Here is a 20,690-nt window from a genome sequence, read left to right as displayed (position 1 = left end):
TGATTGCTGCCTAAAGCCGGTTCAATAGATCCACTGTCGGCCACGCGTCGGCCGGCAGGCCAAGCCGCTTCTGTTCCGCCTGCACGGCCGCCCGCGTGCCAGCGCCCAGGATCCCGTCGACATTGCCAACGTCATACCCTTTGGCCTGAAGCTTACTTTGCAGCTGCTTCATCTGTGCACCGTTCAGACCCTGTGCGGGATTGCCGGCATCGTAGATCTGCGCCCCTTCCAGACGTGTTCCGAAATAGGCGGCGGTCAGGACATAGACAAAGCTCTGGTTCCATTCGAAATAGACGTCGAAGTTGGGATAGGCCAGAAAGGCCGGGCCTTTGTGCCCCTGGGGCAGGATCAGCGAGGCAGGCAGGTTTGCGAGCGACCCGCTGCGTGCCTGAACGCCCATGGCCTGCCAATCGGCCACAGACCGGGGCTTGCCGGGGCCGGACAGAGACCAGTCCATCTGCGCGGGCACCGTGACCTCTTGCAACCACGGTTCGCCTGCGCGCCAGCCCAGATGCGACAGCATCTTGGCGCCGGACATCAGCGCATCCGGGGCCGAGGTTTTCAGGCGGACACGCCCGTCGCCGTCACCATCGACACCGTTTTCCAGAATGTCACGCGGCAGCATCTGGACCATACCGATTTCGCCGGCCCATGCGCCCGTTGTGCGGGCCGGGTCGAAATCACCATTCTGATAAAGTTCGATGGCGGCGAAGATTTGAGGGCGGAACAGGTCGGGGCGACGGCAGTCATGGGCCAAAGTCACCAGTGCATTGCGGGTGTTGAAGTCGCCCTGAAATGATCCGTAATCGGTCTCGAACGCCCAGAAGGCCAGCAACACCCCGCGTGAGATGCCGTATTGCTTTTCGATCCGGTCAAACACCGCGTCATATTTGCGCGACATCGCCTGCCCGCGTTCGATCCGATTGGCCGAGATCAGCCGTCGGGAAAACTCGATAAAGGGTTTCTGAAACACCCCCTGCGCCCGATCGGCCTTCAGCACGGCGCTGTCCTGCTGCACGCCTTTGAAAAACGCGTTCACGGTGGATTTGTCAAAGCCTTGCTGCACGGCCTCGGTCTTTAGCCCTTTGACAAAGGAATTGAAGCCACCACCACATTGGGCCAGGGCAGGTTGGGCAAACAGGGTGGCGGCGATCAGGCCGGAAAGAAAACGCATGACAAATGTCCGTCAGTAAATCAGGTCGATCCCAACCGACACCGACACGAGCCCAAGCGCAAGCCCCCAAACACGCCACAACATGCGACATGCGCGGAAAATGTCCAAAGCTCCGATCTCGCGCTGAGCGTTGCCATTGACCCATGCCAGATCCCGCACCTTGCCGTCATAGCTGCGCGGCCCGGCCAGGGCGACGTTCAGCGCGCGGGCCATGGCGGCCTCGGGCCAGCCCGCATTGGGCGAGATGTGACGGTGCGCATCTGCCAAGACTTCGCGCCAGCGCGACCACTGGCCCGACAGCGCCACGATCATCACGCAGGTCAGGCGGGCTGGGATCAGGTTCAGCAGGTCGTCGAACCGTGCCGAAGCCCAGCCGAACGCGCGGTACGTTTCATTGCGATACCCGATCATGCTGTCGGCCGTGTTCACCGCCTTGTAGACCAGCAGCCCCGGCAACCCGGCAATCAGAAACCAGAAAGCAGGTGCGATGACGCCGTCGCTGAGGTTCTCAGCGGCGCTTTCGATGGCCGAGCGTGCCACCTGTGCCTCGGTCATGTCCCGTGTATCGCGCGAGACGATCATGGCCACCCGTGCCCGCCCCTCTGACAGCGAGGCCATCAGCCCTTCGCCCACGGCGCGCACATGGGTGACCAACGATTTTTGCGCCAACAGGATCGCGCAGACCAGGATTTCAACCACCGGCCCCAACAGGGACAAACCCCAGCCAAGCGCCCCTGCGCCGCAAACCAGCAGGACAAGCACACCCACCCCTTTTGAACGGCGCAGGGCCCCGTGGTTCAGGCGTGTATCCAGCCAGCCGATCAGGTCGCCGATCATCACCGCCGGATGCCTGATGCGCGACCAGAGCCAGTCGGGTTCCCCCAGTGCTGCGTCCAGACACATGGCACAGACCAGCATCAGGCCAGGGCTCACAGGGCGGCCTCCAACCTGCTCCATCCATCCTCGGGCGGGAGCCCAAGGCGCAGATAGGTTTCAGAATAGGGGAAGATGCGGCTCCAGATATGGGACTGTGCTAGACGACCTTGCCAATGGGCGGCGTTGTCGACCTGATAGAGTCGGAACAGGCTGGTGCCGCCGATCACCTTGGCCCCCTTTCTCGTGACCAGCGCATCCAGCCTTGAGGCCTCGTCAGCCAGACGCGCACGCGTGGCGTCCGCCCAGCGGTTGTCCATCAAAGCCTGTGTGCCGACCCGCAAGGCCGGGCCTGATACCGACCAAGGGCCGGTCAGATCGTTCAACCGACTGATCATATCCGGCCGTCCGATGGCAAACCCCAGCCTTACCCCGGCCAGCCCCCAGAATTTGCCAAAACTCTTCAGCACGATCACGCCGGGGCGGTCTGCCAGATGGATCAAGGACTTGTCCGGCATGACGTCGCAAAAGCTTTCGTCAATCACGGTAAGTGGTGCCGATACGTCGCTTTCCTGCCAGATTCGCCCGTCCGGGTTGTTCGGATGTACGATCACGCGGGTGTCGCTGGGCGCGTCTTGCCGTACCTTCCACCCCTGCGCCGAAAAGGCGGCGGCGTGTTCGTTATAGGTGGGCGGCGTGATCTGTACCGTACCCGTCGCGGCCAGAGCCGGCAGACGCGCGATGATCGCCGACGCTCCGGGCGCGGGCAGGATCGCGGCACGCTGCGGCACGTTCCAGAACCGGCGCGCGGCATCGCTAAGCCGTTCAAACGCCCCGTGATCCGGCAATTCGGCCCAATCCCCGGCCGTCAGGCCGGACACGGGATAGGCATGAGGATTGATGCCGGTGGACAGATCGATCCAGTCGGTGCGTTGCCCGCCATATTTGACAATCGCCTTGTCCAACCCGCCGCCATGGTCACGAACCGCGCGTGGATCCAGATCTTCGTCCAAAGTGTTCATCTGCTCTCTCTGCGAGAAATTACCGCTTTTGGACCGCTTCAAGCGGATTTTCGCCTCTTACACAAGCAAATCCGCCTGTTCACGGGCCTGTGGGGCTGCTGTTAACACTTTGTTAAGGAAATAACGAGATCACGGACCACGGGGGTCGGCACCACTCACCATACCAAGTGCCGAGGTTGTTGCAAATGAAAGTTCTGATTGTTGAGAGTAATCCCGACCTTGGTCGGGTCTGGAAAAGGCATCTGGAACGGCAGGGCGCCGAGGTCACGCTGGTCGAGACGCAGGAAGCCGCCATTCTGGCGCTGTACGGCACGGATTTCGAAATCATCGTGCTGGATCTGGTTCTGGAAACCGGAAGTGCATTGGCCGTGGCCGATTTTGCAAGCTATCGCCGCCCCCAGGCGCGGGTGATCTTTGTGACCAACACCACCTTCTTCTCGGATGGATCGATATTTGCCCACAGCCCGAACGCCTGTGCTTATGTGCAAAGCGAAACACCGCCAGAGGATCTGGCGGCGATGGTCGAGCATTACGCAGCAGGGCGCTGATCGCGGCGGTGCGGTTCTGTGTAATCCAGCACCGGGTTCACCGGAATGATCCGGTGCGGATTGATGCCGTCATGGCTGTAGTGGTAGTGGCGCACGATATGGTTCATGTTCACCGTGGGCGCCACCCCGGGCCATTGGTACAGTTCACGCGTATAGGCCCATAGGTTCGGGTAATCGATCAGGCGCCGCTTGTTGCATTTGAAGTGCAGATGATAGACCGGATCAAAGCGGATCAGCGTCGTAAACAGCCGCCAGTCAGCCTCGGTGATCCGATCCCCCATCAGGTAACGGTTCCGGGCCAGACGATCTTCCAGCCAGTCCAGCGTGTCGAACAGCGGGCCCACGGCGGCGTCATAGGCCGCTTGCGAGGTGGCAAAGCCGGACTTGTAGACGCCGTTGTTGACGTCTGAATAGATGCGCGCGTTGACCTCTTCGATTTCATCGCGCATCGCTTCGGGCCAGTAATCATCGGTATTGCCGGTGATCCCGTTGAAGGCCGAATTGAACATGCGGATGATTTCCGAGCTTTCGTTCGACACGATGGTTTCCTGCCGCTTGTCCCACAGGATCGGCACGGTCACGCGACCCGAATAGGCTGGATCGGCTTTGGTATAGATATGGTGCGCAAAGCCCAGCCCGTAAAGGTCATCTCCTGTCGCGCCGTGGGCGTCTGTTTCAAAGGTCCAACCCTGATCCAGCATGTCCGGATGCACGACCGACACCGAGATCAGATCGCTCAGCCCTTTCAACTCGCGAAAAATCAGCGTGCGATGGGCCCAGGGGCAGGCATAGCTGACGTAAAGGTGATAGCGCCCGGGTTCTGCTTTGAACCCGCCTTTGCCTGATGGTCCCGCCTCGCCGTCAGCTGTCAACCAATTGCGAAACTGCGCGGCGCTGCGCTTGAATGCACCGCCCGTGGATTTGGTATCATACCAGGTATCGTGCCATTTTCCGTCGACCAGCAGGCCCATCTCTTTTCCTCCGCATGTGCGTTTCGAAAAACATAGGGCCAGGGCTTGCATCTTCCTATGCGAGCGCCCGCGCAAATGCTCTGCATCCGCGCACAGTCGAGTTCGGGATTTCTGTGCAACAAACCTCGGCCGGATCGTGTTTCTGTGACGTGGTTCACTGGATTTTTACAACTTATCCCGCACAATAGAAGTCATTCACGGGGGAACGGATTAATGAGTACCTATGTTTCAAAGGAAATACGTGCCGAGTTAGACGCGGCCCGAATCGCCACATTGAAAAAAGCCAGCCGATTACGGGTGGAGATGGGCGACAATACCTACAAAATACTCAAATTGTGGAAAGACGGTTTTACGGTTGAAGCGGAAACCACGCCGCGCCTGCGCGGGCTGGTCGATATCTTTGATGGGGCCAACCACCTCTATCAATGCCTCATCGTCGCGGATGAGGATGAAGGCGGTGAGATGCGGTATGAATTCAAACGCAGCACGGCCGCCCATGACAGCGCGCCGCTTGACTTTTACCGCGCGCCCGATGCGCCGATCGCCCTGCTGGGGCGTGACGACTAGGGGCGAATTTCAACTGGTATTCCCATTTGGCCCAGGGTTTGGTCGATGCCAAAGGCCAGCGGTGCCAGCCTAAAGACAGGCTCGCGCGGCCCAAAGCGGCCTCAACCAAGGCAACCGGCACCTGTGAAAACAGGGCAGGGTTTGCAAGCCCCGGCCGGCACGTACTTATTGCAGATCCCCGAAGGCTTGTTTCAGCCGCAGGCAAGCATCCTCGACCCGCGCCCGTTGCGTGGCGAAGTTGAACCGTTCAAACGTTTCTCCTCCAGTGCCAAAGCCCGGGCCTGACGATGTCGCGATCCGCGCGTCCTCGCGCAACCGGCGGACAAATTCGGCGTGATCCATGCCGGTGCCCGAGAAATCGACCCAGGCGAGATAGGTCGCCTGCAAGGGCATCGACCAGAGCCCCGGAATCTCGGTGATGGTCTGATCGAACAGACGCCTGTTTCCCTCCAGATGCGCGATCTGGGCATCTACCCATTCAGCCCCTTCGGGGCTGTAGGCGGCGGTGATCATCGCCACGCCCAACGCGCCGGGATCGTAGTCCAATGTTTGCAGCCGTTGCTTCATGGCCGCGCGCAGTTTGGGATCGGGAATGATCATGTTGCCGGTCCGCTGCCCGGCGATGTTGAAGGTCTTCGACGCCGCAGTCAGCGTCACGGTCCAAGGGCGTGCATCCGGGGCCGCCACGTCCATCGGCACAAATTTGGCGCCGGGATAGACCAGATCGTGGTGAATCTCGTCCGATACCAGGATCAAACCGTTCCGTTCAGCAAACGCGGCCACGGCCTGCAATTCGTCGGGTGTCCAGACACGACCCGACGGGTTTTGCGGAGAACACCACAGCAGCATCTTCTCGGACCCGTCCAACCGGGACTGGGCGTCGTCCAGATCCAGGCCGTAACTTTCCCCGTCCCGAACCAAAGGGCATTCCACGACCCGGCGGCCCGATTTGTTCACCTTGTGGGCAAACTCATGGTAAACGGGGGTGAAGATCACGATGCCATCACCAGGATCGGTCCAGACATCCAGCGACAGGGCGATTGCATTGCCCAAGCCCTGGGTCGTCAGAATCCAATCCGTGTCGATGTCCCAATCATGGCGGGTTTTCATCCACCATTGAACCGAGGCCAGATAGTCCGGGTGCATCCATGAATAGCCGAACACGCCGTGATCTGCGGCCTTGCGCACGGCCTCGATCACGCAGGGCGCCGTCTGGTAATCGGAATCGGCCGTCCACATGGCCAGACCGTCCTCGGGCGAGACGCCATACAGCATCTCCATCTTGTCCCATTTTGAACTGTTGGTGCCCCGGCGGTCGATCAGGTCGTTGAAAGTCATGTCTGCTCCATTTTCTCGACCGAAAGCTAACCGCAAATCGGGCAGGTGCAAGGGGGGCGTTGCGGCGCGGGGCGGGATGGCCTAAATCAGCCTCATGAAACGCACTATCCTGATCCATCCCGATCCCCGCCTGAAAAAGGTCTGCGCGCCCGTATCCGACCTGACGGACGAGCTGCGCACGCTGGCTGACGACATGCTGGAAACCATGTATGACGCGCCCGGGATTGGCCTTGCCGCGCCGCAGATCGGTGTGCTGGAACGGTTGATCGTGCTGGATTGCATCAAGGAAGAAGGCGAGACCCCGCGCCCGCTGATCATGTTCAACCCTCAGGTCATCGCCTCTTCCGAGGAAACCAATGTATACGAGGAAGGATGCCTGTCGATCCCGGATCAATATGCCGAAGTGACCCGCCCCAAGGTGGTCGATGTCACCTGGATGGACGAGAAGGGAAACCTGCGACAGGAGACTTTCGACGGGCTTTGGGCCACTTGCGTGCAGCATGAAATCGACCATCTGAACGGCAAGCTGTTCATCGATTACCTCAAACCGCTGAAACGGCAGATGATTACCCGCAAGATGCAAAAGCTCAAACGCGAACGGGCGCGCGCATGACCGTCCGCACCTGTCTGCCCTGGCCTGACAAACGCTTGCGCACAAAGGCGGATGAGGTGACTGAAATCACCGATGACATTCGCCGGATTTGGCAGGACATGATCGACACGATGGAGGCCATGCCCGGTGTCGGTCTGGCCGCGCCGCAGATCGGAGTGATGTTGCGTCTGGCCGTGGTCGATGGGTCGGCCGAGCGGGGCAAGGCCGTGCGTCTGGCGAACCCGGAAATCCTGCACAGCTCGATCGAACTGCGTGAACATGAAGAGGCCAGTCCGAACCTGCCGGGCGTGTCGGCCAAGGTAAAACGCCCACGCGCGGTGACTGTCAAATTCCTGAACGAGCAGGGCGTGGTGGACCGTCGCGATTTTGTCGGCATCGAGGCCACCAGTGTCCAGCACCAGATCGACCATCTGAATGGCCGGATGTATTTTGACCGGCTCAGCAAGGTCAAACGCGACATGCTGCTGCGCAAAGCCAAGAAACAGGGGTAAAGATGCGCGTTGTTTTCATGGGAACCCCGGACTTCTCGGTGCCGGTTCTGGATGCGCTGGTCGAGGCCGGGCATGAGATCGCCGCCGTCTATTGCCAGCCCCCGCGCCCGGCGGGGCGGGGCAAGAAGGATCGCCCGACACCGGTACACGCGCGGGCCCAGGCGCTGGGTCTGGACGTGCGTCACCCAACCTCGCTGAAACCGGCCGAGGAGCAGGACAGTTTTGCGGCACTGAACGCGGATGTGGCGGTGGTTGTGGCTTATGGGCTGATCCTGCCCCAGCCCATCCTCAATGCGCCGGCTCATGGCTGCCTGAACATTCATGCCAGCCTGTTGCCGCGCTGGCGCGGGGCGGCTCCGATCCACCGCGCGATCATGGCGGGCGATGCGCAAACTGGCGTCTGTATCATGCAAATGGAGGCGGGCCTTGATACCGGCCCCGTTCTGTTGCGGCAGGCCACCGATATCGGGCCCGAGGAAACCACTGCGGAACTGCATGACCGGCTTTCGGCGATGGGCGCGGCCTTGATTGTCGAGGCGCTGGCAAAGCTGCCCGGCCTGACCCCTGATCCGCAGCCCGAGATTGGTGTCACCTATGCCGCCAAGATCGACAAGTCCGAGGCCCGCGTGGACTGGTCGCGCCCCGCGGTCGAGGTCGATCGGCAGATCCGCGGCCTGTCGCCCTTTCCTGGGGCCTGGACCGAGATCGAAGGCAACAGGGTAAAGCTCCTCGCTTCGCGTCTGGCGCAAGGGAAGGGCGCACCGGGCGAAGTTCTGAATGACGATCTGTATGTGGCTTGCGGGCAGGGCGCCATAGAGCTGCTGCGCTTGCAAAGGGCGGGCAAAGGCGCGCAGGATAAGGAAACGTTCCTGCGGGGCTGGCCAATCCCGATCGGCACCCGGATGTCTTCGGAGTAAAGCCATATGTTCATGGTGATGATGGGCACTGTCGTGATTGCCGGGATCGTCGGGTATCTGTCCGAACAGACCGGTTTCACCCACAACGGCTATTTGCAATCCATCATCATCTGTGTGGGCGGGGCGTTCCTGTTCTATTTCGTCCGTATCATGTTCGGTATCAGCTTTGGTCCTCCGGGGCTGGATGCGGTGATTTCCTCTGTTGGTGCCTTGATCATCGTGCCGACCCACTGGAGGAAGTGACATGCCAATCGTCGCCCTGATCATCATCGGTGCAGCGGCAGGGTTTCTGGCCACCCGCCTGATGCGGATCGAGGCGGATATCCCGACGACCATGCTGATCGGTATCGCAGGCGCCCTGATCGGAGGGATGCTGCTGCGGTTTCTTGTAACCGTTATGGGGTGGCTGTCTGGTTTTGTCGGGGCGGTTCTGGGTGCGTTGCTGGTGATTTGGATCTGGCAGACCTACCTGCGCCGCTAACCCCTTGACCCGGCGTCCTTCTTCCGTCCAGATCACATTCAACGAAAAAGGGGAATGATGATGCCGTATGATTTGAAGCCGGGTGATGTTGCCCTGATGGGCGTTCCTTTGGATCTGCATTCCTCGTTCCTGCAAGGGCCGGCCTTCGCCCCCGGACGCATCCGCGAGGCGCTGCATTCCGGTGCGGCCAACCTGACGGCCGAGGATGGCACCGATCTGGGTGCAAGCACCCAATTCCGGGATACCGGCGATCTGGATGTGTTCGAAATGCGCGGGCAGGAACCGATTGACCGGATCGAGGCCGAAGCGGCGAAACGGATCGCAACCGGCGCGCGCCTGTTGTCGCTGGGCGGCGACCATTCCGTGGCCTATCCGCTGATCAAGGCCCATGCGGATCGGTACGAAGGCCTGAATATCCTGCATATCGACAGCCACCCGGATCTGTACGACACGCAGGATATCGGACCGCTCGGCCATGGCTGCCCCTTTGCCCGGGTGATGGAGACCTGCCCGGTCAAGCGTCTGGTGCAGGTCGGCATCCGCACCATGAACGCCCATCAGCGCGAACAGGCCGACAAGTTCGGCGTCGAGGTGACCGACATGCGCAACTGGCGCCCCGACTTGCAGATTTCATTCGATGGCCCGGTCTACCTGTCCCTTGATCTGGATGCGCTGGACCCGGCCTTTGCGCCGGGCGTCTCGCACCATGAACCCGGTGGGCTGAGCACGCGCGAGGTTATCGACCTGATCCACCGGTTCAAAGGTCAGCTGGTCGGGGCGGATATCGTCGAGCTCAACCCGCATCGCGACCCCTATGGCATGACGGCGATGGTGGCCGCGAAATTCGTCAAGGAAATCGGCGCGCGCTTGCTGAACGGCTGACTTACCGTTCGTCGCACACCGTCGCAGACCCAAGTGCCGGAGCACCCCTGGTGGTCAAATCGAACCGGTTCGCCTCGGCAGTGGTCATCCAGTGCATACTGTCGGCCGGGGCTGCGAACAGGGTGTACCAGTAAAACTCCTCGTCCACGCCGATATCCTTGAAATAGTCCAGGTATCGGTCATGTTCGGGATCGTCCTCGGGCAAGTCGGTCGCCACCAGACCCGACCCGGCCCAGCTGTGGACACCGACACAGGCCCCCGGTTGCAGCACGCGGCGGTTTCCGGCCAGGAACAGATCGGTGCCCCCGCTGGCCACCAGCCCGTTCGATGGAACGACGGTATCGAACCCGGCCCTGTGCACTTCGCGGGCGAAGATGACATTGGCGTCATCATCAACCGATCCTTCAATGTATTGCAGAACCAATGTGCGGGCTTCGGGGTTTTGGGCTGTCACTTCCTCAAAGGCAGACAGCGTTGTCTCGTCAATCGTGCCCGAGGCGATGATCTGGTCGCCCTGCGCAACAAAACTGACAGGGGTGTAATACGCGCCGCATGAGGCGAGCAGGGCCAGGCAGGCTGTGATGGATGCAAGTCTAAGTGTCACGTTGGCCTCCGGGCTGTGCTTTCAAAAGGGGTATCAGCATGCCGCTTTGGCGTCCACTGTCGGGCTCAGTTGCGCGGCGGACGGCTTTTGTAGACCGGCAATTGCCAGCCAAACATCAACGACCCGGCGCGCAACGCCCAGCACACCAAGGCGCAGAGAGCCAGAGAAAACGCAGGCTCTGCCCCCAATCTGGCAGCCAGAACCGCCGTCAGGGCACCTGTAAAGGCGCAGGACACATAGAGCTCACCTTGTTTCAGCACCAGCGGCACTTCGTTGCAGACCACATCGCGCATCAACCCGCCCAGGCATCCGGTCGTCACACCCATCAAAACGACAATGACCCCAGACTGATCCAGCGACAACGCCGCGCCGGTTCCGGCCGCGACAGCCACTGACAGTGCAAAACTGTCCAGCCAGACCAGCCAGTTATAGCGGCTTTCCACCAGATGTGCGGTAAAGAACACCAGGACCGACGCCGCGACTGCGATCAGGATGTAATCCGGCTGCCCGACCCAAAAGATCGGGTGACGGTCCAGCAAAAGGTCTCGTACAGTGCCGCCCCCGACGGCAGTCAGGCAGGCCATGAAGGCAAATCCCACCAGATCCAGCTGGGCACGGCTGGCCACCAGTGCCCCCGTCAACGCGAAGATCAGAACCGAGGCATAGTCCAGCAGCGTCAGCGCGGTCACGCCTGTGCCTTTTTCGGTTTGAACGGCGCCATTCCGGCCCGGGCCAGCTCATCAGCTTTTTCATTCTCGGGGTGGCCTGCGTGGCCCTTGACCCATTCCCATGTCACATCATGCCGTTCTTGCGCCTCATCCAGACGCTGCCAAAGATCGACATTCTTGACCGGTTTCTTGTTCGAGGTTTTCCAGCCGTTGCGTTTCCAACCGAAAATCCAGCCGGTGACGCCGTTCTTCACATAGGCGCTGTCGGTGACGACGTTTATCTTCGACGGTCGCTCCAGCGCTTCAAGGGCGCTGATGGCGGCCAGCAACTCCATCCGGTTGTTGGTCGTCTCGGCTTCGCCCCCGTTCAGCTCACGCTCTTTCAGAACGCTGTCCCCGTCCATCGCGCGCAACAGCACACCCCAGCCTCCGGGGCCGGGGTTTCCGGAACAGGCACCATCCGTATAGGCAAACAATTCAGGCATGGGCGAACACCAGAATATATCCGTCATACGATCCGGCCAGGCCTTTGCCCATGCCATGGACTGCGCGGTCAATCGTGAACCCGGCCTTGTTCAAGGCCTCCTGGATCTCGGCCTCCGTGTAATAGGAATAGTAACGATCCAGATCATCCCGATGTTCACCAGTGCCCAGCTTCATCCCCAGAAACAGCTGTCCACCGGGTTTCAGAGCCCTTTGGATCGCTGTCAGATGTCGCTGGAAATCGGCGCGCGGCGCGTGCAGCAGGGAAAAGCTGGCGTAAACACCGTCATATTCGGCCGTCTCGGTGACGTCATCGAACGTACCCAGATAAGCATCCACACCGTTTTCCCGCGCATGTTCGACAAAGGCTGGCGTGGCATCCAGCGCGCGAACCTTCAGCCCTTGACGCATCAGGAACCCGCTGTCTGACCCCGGCCCGGACCCCAAATCCAGTACATAGCCGCCTGCGCCGACCGCATCGGCAAAAGCCTGACGGGCCTCAAGCTGCTCGGGCGGCAGGGGGATTTTCAGATATTCGGCCACCTTGTTTGTATAGGCGTTGATCGTGCGTTCATCGGTCACAGGTACACTCCGACTGCAAGACTGGCCAATACGACCGCGGTCAGCAGGATGCGCAACCGCATCCACCAGACCGGTGTCAGGCGCCAGTAGGAAAACAGGGCATCCAGCAACAACAAACCAGCGAACCCATACATCAGATTGGTGCCCGCATTGACCGGCCCGCCGCCTGTCATGGCAAAGGCCCAAAGCGCGGGCAGAACCGACAACAGATAACACAGGGCCGCTTTGCTGCCCGATGTCTTGGTGGCAAAACCCCAGAGAACACCGGACATGAAGCTGAGGATGACCGATCCATAGAAAAGCTGCACATAAGGCCCCACGAAACGTGGGCCAAAGGTTTGCGCGCCCCAGGCATTCAGGTCGCTGTTCAGATAGGTCAGGGCGCCCCAGACAAACGGGATAAGTCCCGCCAGCCCCAGATAGAGAGGCGCTTTCGGTACTCCGTTCACGCCGGTTGCCTCAACACGCGGGGGACTTTGAACTCGACGTTTTCAACGGCGGTTTCGACCGGCTCGACGGTGACATCATAATGCGCGCTGAACGCTTCGATCACCTCGTTTACCAGAACCTCCGGGGCCGACGCGCCTGCGGTGACAGCCACGGTCGAGATACCCTCGAGCGCGCGCCAGTCAATCTCGGTTGCGCGCTGGACCAGCTGCGCGTACTGGCACCCCTCGCGCGAGGCAACCTCGACAAGGCGGCGCGAGTTCGATGAGTTCGGCGCGCCCACAACCAGCAAGGCATCCGCCTTGGGGGCCACGGCTTTCACCGCTTCCTGCCGGTTGGTGGTGGCATAACAGATATCTTCCTTGTGCGGTCCGACAATGGCCGGGAATCGAGCCTGAAGGGCGGCGATGATATCCTTGGTGTCATCGACCGAAAGGGTGGTTTGGGTGACAAAGGCCAGCTTTTCCGGGTCACGCACCTGCACCGTGGCCACGTCGTCCACGGTCTCGACCAGCAGCACATCGCCCTCGGGCAGCTGCCCCATGGTGCCCACGGTTTCGGGATGGCCTTTGTGGCCGATCATGATCATCTGCAACCCCGCGTCCGCGTGGCGCTGCGCCTCGACATGCACCTTGGAAACCAGAGGACAGGTGGCGTCCACATAGATCATCTCGCGCTGGGCAGCCTCGGCGGGAACGGATTTCGGCACCCCGTGGGCGGAAAAGATCACCGGGCGGTCATCGGGGCATTCCTGCAATTCCTCGACGAAAACGGCCCCTTTGGCGCGAAGACCGTCGACCACGAATTTGTTGTGCACGATCTCGTGGCGCACATAGACCGGTGGGCCCCATTTCTGCAAAGCCATCTCAACGATTTTGATGGCACGGTCCACACCGGCGCAGAACCCGCGCGGGGCGGCAAGGTAAAGTGTCAGTGGCGGCTTTTTCATCAGGCTGTCTCCTTGAGGCACAGGTAAGTCTTTTCCCGGCCTTGGTCCAGACAGGACATTGTCATTCATCTGACACGAATCGTTGCTACTCGGGTGATGTTTAAGCACCTGTACCTTGTTAAAGAAGCGCGGCCAGGACCGATGTCCTGACCGCGCGAATTTTCCCCATCATGACAGGCCTGTCGTCTTGTCAGCTGTTGCTGGCAACAGCGACGCTGCGATGCTCCGTCGGCATTTCACGCGGCGGGCGACCGATGACATCGCGCAGATCCTCCAGCTCGATGAAATTGTCGGCCTGGCGGCGCAGTTCGTCCGAGATCATCGGCGGTTGGCTGCGGATAGTCGAAACCACCGATACGCGCACGCCCTGCCGTTGCAGGCTGGCGATCAACGGGCGGAAATCCCCATCACCCGAGAACAGTACGATATGATCGACGCGCGGCGCCAGTTCCATGGCATCGACGGTAAGTTCGATATCCATATTTCCTTTGACTTTCCGACGCCCCATGCTGTCGGTGTATTCCTTGGCCGGTTTCGTGACCATGGTGAAGCCGTTGTAATGCAGCCAGTCAACCAATGGACGGATCGGCGAATACTCGTCGTTTTCCAGCAGCGCTGTATAGTAGAAGGCCCGAAGAAGCTTGCCGCGGCGCATGAATTCCTGCCGCAGAAGTTTGTAGTCAATGTCGAAACCGAGTGCTTTTGCCGCGGCATAAAGATTCGAGCCGTCGATGAACAGCGCTAGCCGTTCGTCTTTATAAAACATAAATGTTCCCTTCCGGTATAATCCAGTGCGTGCCGCGTTACGTGAGTGAGTGAGTGATAAAATGACGCGCTCTGGTACGCCTATAATTAGAACTTCTGTCGATTATCGCAAGTATGCAATGGGTCGAATGTAGGGTATCACATGAGCAAATCCATGCCAAATGCCGTTGTTGCGCTGGGCGCAAATCTCGATTTGAGAGGAAACGGTCCCGCTGTAACACTTCAGAACGCGCTTGACGCGTTATCGCGTCACAATGTGGTGATTCGCTCCGTCAGTCGTTTTTTTGCCACGCCGTGCTTTCCCGCCGGGGCCGGCCCGGACTATGTGAATGCCGCGGCGCTGATTGCGACCGAGAGGTCTCCTTCGCAGCTGTTGCAGGTGCTGCATGAGGTGGAGCAGGAATTCGGGCGCGAACGGGTGCAGCGCTGGGGGATGCGGACGCTGGATCTGGATCTGGTCTGTTTCGAAGATCAGGTCCTGCCGGATCGCGCCACGTTTGATCGCTGGCTGACCCTGCCGACCGACGCGCAAAGGCAAGAGGCACCGGATCAGTTGATCTTGCCGCATCCGCGCCTTCAGGATCGCGCCTTTGTCCTGGTGCCGATGGCCGATATCGTGCCCGACTGGCGTCATCCGGTTCTGGGTCGCACGGTCGGCGAGATGATCCAGACCCTTTCCGCGGCAGAGGTTGCGGCGGTCACGGCGCTGTGATCCGTGCAAATGCAGCATTTCCTGCTTGTCAAGGCGCGGATTCGCGCTTAGATAGACCCCTTCCTGACATGGATTCAGAAACGGAGAGCGCCCAATGGCCCGCGTGACGGTTGAAGATTGCGTAGACAAGGTTCCAAACCGGTTCGAGCTGGTGATGCTCGCCGCCCATCGGGCGCGTGAGATTTCCGCCGGTGCAGCGATTACCGTTGACCGCGACAACGACAAGAACCCTGTCGTGTCTCTGCGTGAGATCGCCGACGAAACCCAAAGCGCGGACGAACTGCGCGAGCGCCTGATCGAGGCCAACCAGACCCAGATCGAGGTTGACGAGCCCGAAGAAGATCAGATGGCGCTGCTGATGGGTGCCGAAACGGACAAGCCCGCCATGGATGACATGTCGGAAGAGAAGCTCCTGCGCGCTCTGATGGAGGCTCAAGGGCAGGGGTAAGCCCTGAAGACGAAGGTGCGGACCGGATGATTTCTGCTGACGATCTGATTGCGCTGGTCCGCAACTACAATCCCAAGACGAATGCTGACCGCATTGCGCTGGCCTATGAATTTGGCCAGCAGATGCACGAAGGGCAGTTCCGCCATTCCGGCGAGCCCTATTTCACCCATCCCGTTGCCGTTGCCGCCATCCTGACCGAACAGCGTCTGGATGATGCGACCATCATCACGGCGCTGCTTCACGACACGATCGAAGACACCAAGGCCAACTATGGCAAGGTGGCTGAACTTTTTGGGGATGAAGTCGCCAAACTGGTCGACGGCGTCACCAAGCTGACCAATCTGCAACTGTCCAGCCGCGAGACCAAGCAGGCCGAGAACTTCCGCAAGCTGTTCATGGCCATGTCCAAGGACTTGCGCGTGATTCTGGTCAAGCTCGCCGACCGTTTGCACAACATGCGGACGATCAAGGCGATGCGTCCCGAAAAACAGATCGTCAAGGCCCGCGAGACGATGGATATCTACGCACCGCTTGCGGGCCGGATGGGTATGCAGTGGATGCGTGAGGAACTTGAAGACCTGGCTTTCCGTGTCCTCAACCCTGAAGGCCGCCAGTCGATCATCCGCCGCTTTATTACCCTGCAACGCGAGACCGGCGACGTGATCCATCGCATCACCGGCGACATGCGGCACGAGTTGGAAAAGGCCGGGATCGAGGCCGAGGTGTTCGGCCGCGCCAAGAAACCCTATTCGATCTGGCGCAAGATGCAGGAAAAGGATCAGGGCTTCTCGCGCCTGTCAGACATCTATGGGTTCCGCATCATCACGCAGACCGAAGAAGACTGCTATCGAACCCTGGGGGCCATCCACCAGCGCTGGCGCGCGGTGCCGGGGCGCTTCAAGGACTATATCAGCCAGCCCAAATCGAACGGTTACCGCTCGATCCACACCACGGTGTCGGGCCGGGACGGTAAACGGGTCGAGGTCCAGATCCGCACCCGCCAGATGCACGACGTGGCCGAAACCGGGGTCGCGGCGCATTGGTCCTATCGCGACGGTGTGCGCACCGAGAACCCGTTCGCCGTCGACCCGGCCAAATGGATTTCCAATCTGACCGAGCAGTTCGACAACGAGGAAGATCACGAAGACTTCCTCGAGGCCGTCAAGCTCGAGATGTATTCGGACCAAGTGTTCTGTTTCACCCCCAAGGGCGACGTGGTGAAGCTGCCGCGTGGCGCGACGCCGATCGATTTTGCCTATGCCATTCACACCCGGATCGGTCATGCCTGTGTCGGGGCCAAGGTTGATGGTATCCGCGTTCCGCTCTGGACGCGGCTCAAAAATGGCCAGTCCGTGGACATCATTACCGCCGATGGTCAGACGCCACAGGTCACGTGGCTGGAGATTGCAGTCACCGGCAAGGCCCGTACCGCCATTCGCCGCGCCCTGCGCGAAGTGGATCGGGAACGATTCATCAAGCTGGGCAAAGAACTGGCCCGTTCCGGGTTCGAGCATGTGGGCCGCAAGGCGACCGACAAAGCACTCGATACCGCGGCAAAACACCTGCGCCTGAAAGATCGGCACGAGCTGCTGGCCCGCCTTGGCAGTGCCGAACTGACTGCGCATGAGGTGGTTCAGGCCGTCTATCCGGAACTTGCCAAGGACGACGGCGACGCCATTCCGCTGCGCCGCGCGGTGATCGGTCTGGAGCCGGGGCAGAAGTTCGACCGGGCCCCCTGCTGTCAGCCGCTGCCGGGGGAACGTATCGTCGGCATCACCTATCGGGGCAAGGGCGTGGTCGTGCATGCCATCGATTGCGATCGGCTCAGCGAGTTCGAAGGCGAACCTGACCGGTGGGTCGATCTGCACTGGCATTCGGGCACGCACCCGGCCGTCTATGGCGCGACGCTGGATCTGACCATTGGCAACGATGCCGGGGTTCTGGGGCGTATTTGTACATTGATCGGCGAGAAAAAGGCCAATATCTCGAACCTCGAGTTTGTTGACCGCAAACCGGATTTTTACCGCCTTCTGATCAATGTCGAACTGCGCGACCTTGAACAGCTTCATTCACTCATGCTGATGCTGGAGGCGGAAAGCGATGTTGCTGCGGTCGAACGCTATCGGGATCAGGTCAAAACTTCGGTTGCGGCTGGCTGAGAAGGGGTGATCACGGGTGGTATTCAAGCGCCGAGACCGACGCTCTCCAGTCCAGATCGCATCGGATTTCGTCTATCCGCGTGGCGGATGGACCCGCGCCTTCCATTACGTGAAACACCGCGTCCGGCGCTTGCCGGATACCCCTGACCGGATTGCGCGCGGCATCGGGGCAGGGGTGTTTGCCGCCTTTACGCCGTTTTACGGGTTGCATTTTCTTGTCGCCGCCATCGGTGCCCGGCTGATCAAGGGAAACATACTGGCCGCGCTCAGCGGCACGTTTTTCGGCAACCCGCTCACTTATGTTCCGATCGGGGTGATCTGCCTTCAGACCGGGCATTTCCTGCTGGGTACCGAATACGAAGAAGGCGACACACAAGGGCTGATGGGCAAATTCGCCAGCGCCATAGGGGATCTCAAGAACAATTTTCTGGCGTTGTTTACGGATCGCGTGGCCGACTGGCACGGGCTGTCGCAGTTCTACGATGACGTCTTCTATCCCTACATGATCGGTGGGATCATTCCGGGCGTCGTTGCGGGGGTGATCTGCTATTACCTCAGCCTGCCGCTGATCCTGACGTATCAGCAGCGCCGCCGCGCCAAGATCAAGGCGAAGTTCGAGGAAATCAAGCGTTTGGCCGAAGATTCGGCTGCCGTTTCTTCGGCAGAGCCTCTAGGCTCGGGCAAGAACATGCAAAAGGAATCGAGTGATGTCTGAGAACCATCTGCGTCTGGGTGTGAACATCGATCACGTGGCCACCGTGCGCAATGCGCGGGGTGGGGATTATCCAGATCCGCTGCGCGCTGCCAAATTGGCGGAAGAAGCGGGGGCGGATGGCATCACCGCGCACCTGCGCGAAGATCGGCGCCATATATCGGACGTCGATATCGACGGGCTGATGGAGGTTCTGTCGGTGCCGCTGAATTTTGAGATGGCCGCAACGCCCGAGATGCAGAAAATCGCCCTGCGCCACAAGCCTCACGCGGTCTGCATCGTGCCCGAAAAGCGCGAAGAGCGCACCACCGAAGGCGGGCTTGAAGTCGCGCGCGAGGAAAACAAGCTGGCGCATTTCATCGCGCCTCTGCGTGAGGCTGGCTGCCGCGTGTCGATCTTCATTGCCGCCGATCAGCGTCAGATCGAAGCTGCGCATCGCATCGGTGCCGAAGTGATCGAGCTGCACACCGGCGCCTATTGCGACGCCCATGCTGAAGGTCGCATGGAAGATGCCGAACGCGAGCTTGAGTCGCTGCGCCAGATGTCCACCTTCGCCCATTCGCTGGGGCTCGAGGTTCATGCGGGCCATGGCCTGACCTATGACACCGTAAAACCGGTTGCCGCCTTCCCAGAAGTCAAAGAGCTGAATATCGGTCATTTCCTGATTGGCGAGGCGATTTTTCTGGGCCTGACCCCGGCCATTCAGGAAATGCGTCGCCTGATGGACGAGGCGCGCGCGTGATCACGCCCGGCTTTGTTGCCATCTGGCTGGCCTGGCTGATGGCTGGCGGCTCTCCGGGTCCTGCCACGATGGGCATTGCCGGAACCGCCATGAACGAAGGCCGCCGCGCCGGTCTGGTCTTTGCGCTGGGCATCTGTGCCGGGTCCGCCGCCTGGGGCATTGCCGCAGCACTTGGCTTGTCGGCGATCATGCTGGCCAATGTCTGGGTATTCGAGGTGATCCGATATGTCGGCGTGGCCTATCTGGGTTGGCTGGCCCTCAAGGCCCTGCGCCGCGCGATGACAGCGGATGAGGTCGCTTTGGGCAAACCGGCCACAGGTTCGCTGCCGACGATCTTCGCCAAAGGTGCCGCCATCCACCTGACGAACCCCAAGGCGATCCTCAGCTGGGGCTCGATCTATGCCATCGTCGCGCCCAATGATGCCAGCCTGTCGATGCTGCTGGGCTATTTCGCCATGCTCTATGCTGGATCGTTGATGATCTTCATCGGCTATGCGTTTCTGTTTTCCTCCGAGCGCATGGTCCGAACCTACCGTCGCGCCCGCCGCTGGTTCGACTTCGCCTTTGCCGGGTTCTTCGGGGTGGCGAGTTACAAGATTTTGACGGTGCGGTTGGGGTGATGAAACTTTGGACACCCGAACAGAAAACCTTGTTGTTTAACCGGGTTGGATACGTGGCGTTGTTCATGATTTTTCTTGTTTTGTCGGGAGGCTCAGGCTTTGCCGAAGAAAAATTGGGCCTGAAAGGTGTTTTTTTCTTTCCGCTCGATGCCTTGGTATTCCCAGTTATTATGGCATCGTTGGTCCAAACTCTTCTATGGTCTAAGCGGCTTACTCAAGCGACTCCAAACGCTACACTGTTGTACAACGCCACTTACATGGTTGGTCTGTCATTGTCGGTTTTATGGGCTGCTCAAATCTCAGTATTGGTTTACGGATTTAGGCATTGGCATAGAATTGACTTCTGGGACCTGATCCTGAAAAACGTCTTTTTACTTTTCTGGGCAGGGGTTGCCACAGCTATTTGTCGTGCTGTGTTGGGGCAAGCTATACAGACAAAGCAAACGCTTTTTTGGCGAAAAAAGAAACTGAGAAAATGATCCTCGGCATCGGCACAGACCTCGCAAACATCGACCGCATCCAGGGCACGCTCGACCGGTTCGGCGACCGCTTCCGCAACCGGGTCTTCACCGACACCGAACAGCGCAAGGCCGAACGCCGCGCCGATACTGCCGGAACCTATGCCAAGCGCTGGGCTGCGAAAGAGGCCTGTTCCAAGGCGCTGGGCACCGGTCTGCGGATGGGCATCGCGTGGAAGGACATGGCCGTCACCAATCTGCGCACCGGCCAACCGGTGATGCACGTGACCGGCTGGGCCGCCGAGCGCCTCAAGGAAATGACCCCCGACGGGCACGAGGCGACCATCCATGTCACCCTGACCGATGATCACCCCTGGGCGCAGGCTTTTGTGGTGATCGAGGCGCGTCCGGTTCAAGATCAGGCCGCGCAGCCTTGACTTGCCCCCATCCCCCCCGCATGTAGC

General features: G+C 60.2%; 28 protein-coding genes. 16 read left to right on the top strand and 12 right to left on the bottom strand.

Features of this window, described 5'->3' with window-relative positions; translation table 11 throughout:
- Positions 1-10: 10 nt before the first annotated feature.
- From GOW60_RS10040 to cobD, 3 genes are read right to left on the bottom strand one after another with little or no spacing between them, the layout of a single operon-like run.
- On the bottom strand, positions 11-1,174 hold the full coding sequence (locus tag GOW60_RS10040; RefSeq protein ID WP_152457057.1) for a lytic murein transglycosylase: 1,164 nt from the start codon (positions 1,172-1,174) through the stop codon (positions 11-13).
- A 12-nt stretch (positions 1,175-1,186) separates the two neighbouring features.
- Positions 1,187-2,107, bottom strand: a complete 921-nt coding sequence (gene cbiB, locus GOW60_RS10035) for an adenosylcobinamide-phosphate synthase CbiB (RefSeq protein ID WP_171229148.1) — start codon at positions 2,105-2,107, stop codon at positions 1,187-1,189.
- Complete coding sequence (gene cobD, locus GOW60_RS10030; RefSeq protein WP_171229147.1) at positions 2,104-3,069, bottom strand: threonine-phosphate decarboxylase CobD; 966 nt, start codon at positions 3,067-3,069, stop codon at positions 2,104-2,106. The genes cbiB and cobD overlap by 4 nt, the downstream gene beginning before the upstream one ends.
- A gap of 185 nt (positions 3,070-3,254) precedes the next feature.
- Here cobD and GOW60_RS10025 point away from each other — a divergent pair, with 185 nt between their 5' ends.
- Positions 3,255-3,617, top strand: a complete 363-nt coding sequence (locus GOW60_RS10025; RefSeq protein WP_117869888.1) for a response regulator transcription factor — start codon at positions 3,255-3,257, stop codon at positions 3,615-3,617.
- Here GOW60_RS10025 and GOW60_RS10020 read toward each other — a convergent pair.
- Entirely contained in the window at positions 3,599-4,588 is a 990-nt protein-coding gene (locus GOW60_RS10020; protein ID WP_171229146.1) for a glutathione S-transferase family protein, read from the bottom strand. The two genes, GOW60_RS10025 and GOW60_RS10020, sit on opposite strands and share 19 nt — an antisense overlap.
- A 213-nt stretch (positions 4,589-4,801) precedes the next feature.
- Here GOW60_RS10020 and GOW60_RS10015 point away from each other — a divergent pair, with 213 nt between their 5' ends.
- Positions 4,802-5,155, top strand: coding sequence for a hypothetical protein (locus GOW60_RS10015; RefSeq protein ID WP_171169191.1), 354 nt, complete (start codon positions 4,802-4,804; stop codon positions 5,153-5,155).
- Positions 5,156-5,320: 165 nt separating this feature from the next.
- Here GOW60_RS10015 and GOW60_RS10010 read toward each other — a convergent pair whose 3' ends face one another.
- Entirely contained in the window at positions 5,321-6,493 is a 1,173-nt protein-coding gene (locus tag GOW60_RS10010) for a MalY/PatB family protein (protein ID WP_171229145.1), read from the bottom strand.
- A gap of 94 nt (positions 6,494-6,587) precedes the next feature.
- On the opposite strand from GOW60_RS10010, the gene def (GOW60_RS10005) reads away from it, so the two are divergent.
- The 6 genes from def (GOW60_RS10005) to speB are packed head-to-tail and all read left to right on the top strand — an operon-like array spanning position 6,588 to position 9,877.
- Positions 6,588-7,106, top strand: coding sequence for a peptide deformylase (gene def, locus GOW60_RS10005; RefSeq protein ID WP_171120285.1), 519 nt, complete (start codon positions 6,588-6,590; stop codon positions 7,104-7,106).
- Positions 7,103-7,597, top strand: a complete 495-nt coding sequence (gene def, locus GOW60_RS10000) for a peptide deformylase (protein WP_171120283.1) — start codon at positions 7,103-7,105, stop codon at positions 7,595-7,597. The genes def (GOW60_RS10005) and def (GOW60_RS10000) overlap by 4 nt, the downstream gene beginning before the upstream one ends.
- Before the next feature lie 2 nt (positions 7,598-7,599).
- Positions 7,600-8,514 carry a methionyl-tRNA formyltransferase gene (gene fmt / locus GOW60_RS09995; protein WP_171229144.1) on the top strand — a complete coding sequence of 305 codons (915 nt, stop codon included), beginning with the start codon at positions 7,600-7,602 and terminating at the stop codon, positions 8,512-8,514.
- Between the two features lie 6 nt (positions 8,515-8,520).
- On the top strand, positions 8,521-8,757 hold the full coding sequence (locus tag GOW60_RS09990) for a hypothetical protein (RefSeq protein WP_170344822.1): 237 nt from the start codon (positions 8,521-8,523) through the stop codon (positions 8,755-8,757).
- Position 8,758: 1 nt separating this feature from the next.
- Positions 8,759-8,995, top strand: a complete 237-nt coding sequence (locus GOW60_RS09985) for a GlsB/YeaQ/YmgE family stress response membrane protein (RefSeq protein ID WP_171120279.1) — start codon at positions 8,759-8,761, stop codon at positions 8,993-8,995.
- Between the two features lie 60 nt (positions 8,996-9,055).
- Positions 9,056-9,877 carry an agmatinase gene (gene speB, locus GOW60_RS09980; protein ID WP_171229143.1) on the top strand — a complete coding sequence of 274 codons (822 nt, stop codon included), beginning with the start codon at positions 9,056-9,058 and terminating at the stop codon, positions 9,875-9,877.
- A gap of 1 nt (position 9,878) precedes the next feature.
- On the opposite strand, the gene GOW60_RS09975 is transcribed toward speB, so the two are convergent.
- The 7 genes from GOW60_RS09975 to GOW60_RS09945 form a co-directional block, all read right to left on the bottom strand.
- The gene (locus GOW60_RS09975) at positions 9,879-10,481 is read right to left on the bottom strand and encodes an alpha/beta hydrolase (RefSeq protein ID WP_171229142.1); all 603 of its coding nucleotides are present in this window, start codon (positions 10,479-10,481) and stop codon (positions 9,879-9,881) included.
- Between the two features lie 65 nt (positions 10,482-10,546).
- Complete coding sequence (locus tag GOW60_RS09970) at positions 10,547-11,170, bottom strand: trimeric intracellular cation channel family protein (RefSeq protein WP_152457070.1); 624 nt, start codon at positions 11,168-11,170, stop codon at positions 10,547-10,549.
- Entirely contained in the window at positions 11,167-11,634 is a 468-nt protein-coding gene (gene rnhA, locus GOW60_RS09965; protein ID WP_171229141.1) for a ribonuclease HI, read from the bottom strand. The genes GOW60_RS09970 and rnhA overlap by 4 nt, the downstream gene beginning before the upstream one ends.
- Positions 11,627-12,214, bottom strand: a complete 588-nt coding sequence (locus tag GOW60_RS09960) for a class I SAM-dependent methyltransferase (protein ID WP_171229140.1) — start codon at positions 12,212-12,214, stop codon at positions 11,627-11,629. Before GOW60_RS09960 ends, rnhA begins: the two co-directional genes overlap by 8 nt.
- Entirely contained in the window at positions 12,211-12,663 is a 453-nt protein-coding gene (locus GOW60_RS09955; RefSeq protein ID WP_152457073.1) for a DUF3429 domain-containing protein, read from the bottom strand. The genes GOW60_RS09960 and GOW60_RS09955 overlap by 4 nt, the downstream gene beginning before the upstream one ends.
- A complete protein-coding gene (gene ispH, locus GOW60_RS09950) occupies positions 12,660-13,610 on the bottom strand; it encodes a 4-hydroxy-3-methylbut-2-enyl diphosphate reductase (RefSeq protein WP_171229139.1) in 951 nt (316 codons plus the stop codon). Before ispH ends, GOW60_RS09955 begins: the two co-directional genes overlap by 4 nt.
- A 190-nt stretch (positions 13,611-13,800) precedes the next feature.
- Positions 13,801-14,376, bottom strand: coding sequence for an NYN domain-containing protein (locus GOW60_RS09945; protein ID WP_117869875.1), 576 nt, complete (start codon positions 14,374-14,376; stop codon positions 13,801-13,803).
- 141 nt (positions 14,377-14,517) lie between these two features.
- Here GOW60_RS09945 and folK point away from each other — a divergent pair, with 141 nt between their 5' ends.
- The 8 genes from folK (at position 14,518) to acpS (ending at position 20,663) form a co-directional block, all read left to right on the top strand.
- Entirely contained in the window at positions 14,518-15,087 is a 570-nt protein-coding gene (gene folK, locus GOW60_RS09940) for a 2-amino-4-hydroxy-6-hydroxymethyldihydropteridine diphosphokinase (RefSeq protein ID WP_171229138.1), read from the top strand.
- A gap of 94 nt (positions 15,088-15,181) precedes the next feature.
- A complete protein-coding gene (gene rpoZ / locus GOW60_RS09935; RefSeq protein ID WP_117869873.1) occupies positions 15,182-15,535 on the top strand; it encodes a DNA-directed RNA polymerase subunit omega in 354 nt (117 codons plus the stop codon).
- A gap of 26 nt (positions 15,536-15,561) precedes the next feature.
- Complete coding sequence (locus GOW60_RS09930) at positions 15,562-17,694, top strand: bifunctional (p)ppGpp synthetase/guanosine-3',5'-bis(diphosphate) 3'-pyrophosphohydrolase (protein WP_117869872.1); 2,133 nt, start codon at positions 15,562-15,564, stop codon at positions 17,692-17,694.
- A 16-nt stretch (positions 17,695-17,710) separates the two neighbouring features.
- A complete protein-coding gene (locus GOW60_RS09925) occupies positions 17,711-18,409 on the top strand; it encodes a DUF2062 domain-containing protein (protein ID WP_171205740.1) in 699 nt (232 codons plus the stop codon).
- Complete coding sequence (locus tag GOW60_RS09920; protein WP_171120263.1) at positions 18,402-19,148, top strand: pyridoxine 5'-phosphate synthase; 747 nt, start codon at positions 18,402-18,404, stop codon at positions 19,146-19,148. Before GOW60_RS09925 ends, GOW60_RS09920 begins: the two co-directional genes overlap by 8 nt.
- Positions 19,145-19,768, top strand: a complete 624-nt coding sequence (locus tag GOW60_RS09915; RefSeq protein WP_171229137.1) for a LysE family translocator — start codon at positions 19,145-19,147, stop codon at positions 19,766-19,768. The genes GOW60_RS09920 and GOW60_RS09915 overlap by 4 nt, the downstream gene beginning before the upstream one ends.
- On the top strand, positions 19,768-20,247 hold the full coding sequence (locus tag GOW60_RS09910; RefSeq protein WP_171229136.1) for a hypothetical protein: 480 nt from the start codon (positions 19,768-19,770) through the stop codon (positions 20,245-20,247). Before GOW60_RS09915 ends, GOW60_RS09910 begins: the two co-directional genes overlap by 1 nt.
- Positions 20,244-20,663, top strand: coding sequence for a holo-ACP synthase (gene acpS, locus GOW60_RS09905; RefSeq protein ID WP_171229135.1), 420 nt, complete (start codon positions 20,244-20,246; stop codon positions 20,661-20,663). The genes GOW60_RS09910 and acpS overlap by 4 nt, the downstream gene beginning before the upstream one ends.
- The last annotated feature ends 27 nt before the right edge of the window (positions 20,664-20,690 follow it).

The sequence above is a fragment of the Ruegeria sp. HKCCA4008 genome, assembly GCF_013033125.1.
Lineage (GTDB): Bacteria > Pseudomonadota > Alphaproteobacteria > Rhodobacterales > Rhodobacteraceae > Ruegeria.
The sequence above is the reverse complement of the archived record's forward strand: the minus strand, read 5'-3'. Positions and strand labels throughout refer to the sequence as shown.